Origin of the sequence: Mycobacterium sp., from assembly GCF_032162105.1 — a bacterium.
Taxonomy (GTDB): domain Bacteria; phylum Actinomycetota; class Actinomycetes; order Mycobacteriales; family Mycobacteriaceae; genus Mycobacterium.
In genome coordinates this window covers 1-3,368 of the sequence record NZ_JAVRPS010000236.1, presented here as the reverse complement: position 1 = coordinate 3,368, position 3,368 = coordinate 1, and the positions used below count along the sequence as shown (strand labels likewise).

General features: G+C 68.6%; 3 protein-coding genes. 2 read left to right on the top strand and 1 reads right to left on the bottom strand.

The window, feature by feature from the left end; translation table 11 throughout:
- Positions 1 to 238: NAD(P)-binding protein (locus QOC69_RS11890; protein WP_526439617.1), on the bottom strand; the 238-nt coding region annotated here is incomplete at its 3' end.
- A 248-nt stretch (positions 239 to 486) separates the two neighbouring features.
- Here QOC69_RS11890 and QOC69_RS11885 point away from each other — a divergent pair.
- Positions 487 to 1,425 (top strand): hypothetical protein, encoded by a 939-nt coding sequence (locus QOC69_RS11885; RefSeq protein WP_526439615.1) that lies wholly within the window; start codon positions 487 to 489, stop codon positions 1,423 to 1,425.
- Positions 1,426 to 1,562: 137 nt separating this feature from the next.
- Positions 1,563 to 3,173, top strand: coding sequence for an N-acetylmuramoyl-L-alanine amidase (locus tag QOC69_RS11880; protein WP_526439613.1), 1,611 nt, complete (start codon positions 1,563 to 1,565; stop codon positions 3,171 to 3,173).
- The last annotated feature ends 195 nt before the right edge of the window (positions 3,174 to 3,368 follow it).

Genomic DNA, 3,368 nt, shown 5'->3' with positions numbered 1-3,368 from the left:
CACCGTACTTGTGTACTTCGATGCCGGTGCTCGGCTCGTCCTCGGAGTAGGCGTTGCCGCCGATGTGAGGCCGGCGGTCGACCACCAGAACGCGCTTGCCGAGTTGTGTCGCCACGCGCTCGGCGATCGTCAGACCGAAGAATCCGGACCCGACGACGAAGAGGTCATAGCGGCCGGTGCCGGGGGTTTCCCCGCTTGCCGGCGAGGGAGCAGCGACCCGGGGATCGGTGGAGGTCATCGGCAGCAAGGGTATCGGACTCAAGGGTCACCACTCGAATGCCTCGTCGGCCCGTCTCAATGTGCGGGCCTCGGCGCGGCAGGTCGCAATTCGCTCACGATTCCGCATCGCCCCTCCAGACTCACTAGTCACATCCGTACCATCGACCACGTCGGTATTGACGGACTCAACAGGCGAGGACGTCGCCGCCGATGAACCGACCACATGAGCGCCTAACACATGTAGTCCAGATATTTGAGGAGACTTCCGTGCCCAACCGACGTCGACGCAAGCTCTCGACAGCCATGAGCGCAGTCGCCGCCCTGGCCGTCGCAAGTCCAGTAGCAATCGCAGTACTCTCCGACGCGTCCAGCAGCACCAACGCCGCACCGCAACACCGCGAGTTCGTCCAGGCTGCACTCGTCACCGATCTGCCCAGTGAGCTCCTCGGGGCGCTGTCCCAGGGCCTGTCGCAGTTCGGGGTCAACCTGCCGCCGATGCCAACGGGCCTTCTGACCGGGTCGGGCGCACCGTCGACGGGGCTCGGCGCACTGACCAGTCCTGGGTTGACCAGCCCTGGCCTGACCGCGCCCGGACTGACGGCTCCTGGCCTGACCGCTCCTGGCCTGACCGCTCCTGGCCTGACCGCGCCTGGCGGCCTCACCACCCCTGGGCTCACCACGCCGGGCCTGACCACCCCCGGGCTCACGACACCGGGCCTGACCACCCCCGGGCTGACCGCTCCTGGCGCGACCGTGCCAGGCGCCACCGTGCCGGGCCTCAGCGTGCCCCCGGTCTCGGCGACGACGCCGGGGCTGGCCGATGCCGGCCTGACGAACCCGGCACTGACCAACCCCCTGTTGACCAGTCCGACCGGCGCAGTGCCCGGCCTGACCACGCCGAGCACCGCGACCGGCCTGCCGGGTCTCGGTGAATCGCCCATCGCCTCTCCGATCGGTCTCGACCCGACGTCGGGGACCTACCCGATCCTCGGAGGTGACCCCTCGCTCGGCCTCGGCGCGCCCGCCAGCAGCGGCAGCGGTGGCTTGCTCGGCGATCTGGGCAGCGCCGCCCAGACACTCGGCGCCGGCCAGGCGATCGATCTGCTCAAGGGCATGGTGATGCCGATGATCACCGGAGCCATCCAGCAGGGTGCCGCAGCACCGGCAGCAGCAGCCGCTGCGATTCCGGCGGCCGCACCGGCCTAGGTCCTGCACCGAAACGGCACCGCAGAAGCCTGCCGTGGGCTCTGCGGTGCCGTTGCAGGATTGAGGCTTGACATTGGTGGGTAGTCAAACCCGTGTCGAAACTCTGGTAACACCTGACCCATACGTAACATCAGGCCGTGCTGTCTCGCCGCAACGTGCCATCGCTGCTGTTCTCGGCCGTGGCGGCAACGGTCGTGATGGTGCCGTGGGCCGTCGATGGACTCCCCGGAGACCACGACGAGCAGCCACTGGCCAGCACACCCCTGATCGTCGAACGCCCACTGACCGGTATCGGCGGCGGTGAGACCATCCGCGAGGTGCACCAGGAGACGCCGTTCTCCATGGTGGCGCTCACCGCGGAGGACATGACCGGCACGTCCGCGCGGGTCCGCGCGAAGAAGTCCGACGGTTCCTGGGGCCCCTGGTACGAGGCAGAGGCGCTCGACGGCGTCGGCGACGGCTCGGCCCACTCACCAGGAACCGACCCCGTCTTCGTCGGCCGCACCACCGCCGTGCAGATTGCCGTCATGCGACCCGCTGGCGTCGCCCCGACCGGGCCCGCAGGCGGCGCGAAGCCCGACCTCGGCTACGTCCCAGCCAACGTGGAGCAGCCGTTTGCGCAGAATCTCAACGCCGTGCTGATCAGCCCGCCGCAAGCCCCGGTCGACGTGCAGTGGCAACCGGCGGCCGCGGTGACGGCACCCGGCCAACCGCCCAACATCATCGGACGCGGCCAGTGGGGCGCCGACGAGTCGATGAAGTGCGGAGACACGGTGTACGACAACGGAGTTCGCGCGGGCGTCGTGCACCACACGGCAGGCAGCAACGACTACACGCCGGAGGACTCGGCAGGCATCGTCCGATCGATCTACGAGTACCACACCCGCACGCTGGGCTGGTGCGACATCGCCTACAACGCACTCGTCGACAAGTACGGCCAGGTCTTCGAGGGCAGGGCAGGCGGCATAACCCGACCCGTCGAAGGCGCCGCCACCGGCGGCTTCAACCCGAACACCTGGGGCGTCGCGATGATCGGCGACTTCGAGACCGTTCCACCGACGCCGATTCAGTTGCGCACCACCGGACGCCTGCTGGGCTGGCGCCTCGGTCTCGATCACGTCGACCCGCTGGGCACGGTGGCCCTCGCCTCGGCAGGCGGCTCGTTCACCTTCTTCGCCAGGGGCGCGGTGGCGACCCTGCCCGCGATCTTCACCCACCGCGATGTCGGCAACACCGAATGTCCAGGCAACGCCGCCTACGCCGCGATGCCGCTCCTGCGGGAGACCGCCGCCCGGTTCAACGCCCCGCCGGGCCCGCAGGACCTGGCCGAGTCACTGCGCGGGGGCGCGATCTTCCTGAAGTGGGCGTCGATCGGCGGCGATGCGAGCCCGCTCGGTGCACCGACGTCACCGGAGGCGTCCGGTGAGGGCTCGGCGCGGTACGCGAACTTCGCGAGGGGAGCCATGTACTGGTCTCCTGAGAGCGGCGCCGAACCGGTGACCGGAGCGATCTACGACGCCTGGGCGTCGCTGGGCTTCGAGCGCGGCGCACTGGGATTGCCCACCAGCGCGGAGATCCAGGAACCGCAGTGGATCGTGCAGAACTTCCAGCACGGCACGTTGAACTTCGACCGCGAGAAGGGCACGGTCACCCGGGTGATCGACGGCGTGCCGCTCGAACTTCCCAACCCGGCCAACCCTGGTATGCCCGTGCAGCTCGAGCGGTTCACCCCGATCGACGTCGGCTGACTCACCACCGCCGAAGGGTTGGCACCTGCTGGTGTGATTGTGAGCGGAAGTGCGTGATACCGCGCAGAGGTGAGCGGTGTTGGGGTGAGTGGTTGTCGGTGGCGGGTGCCAAGATGTTGGTAGCAGACTTTCGATCCGGCCACCGTGAGTCCATCGCGGGGGCTGGGATTGGTAGGTGTGGTTTCGGATTGGTGA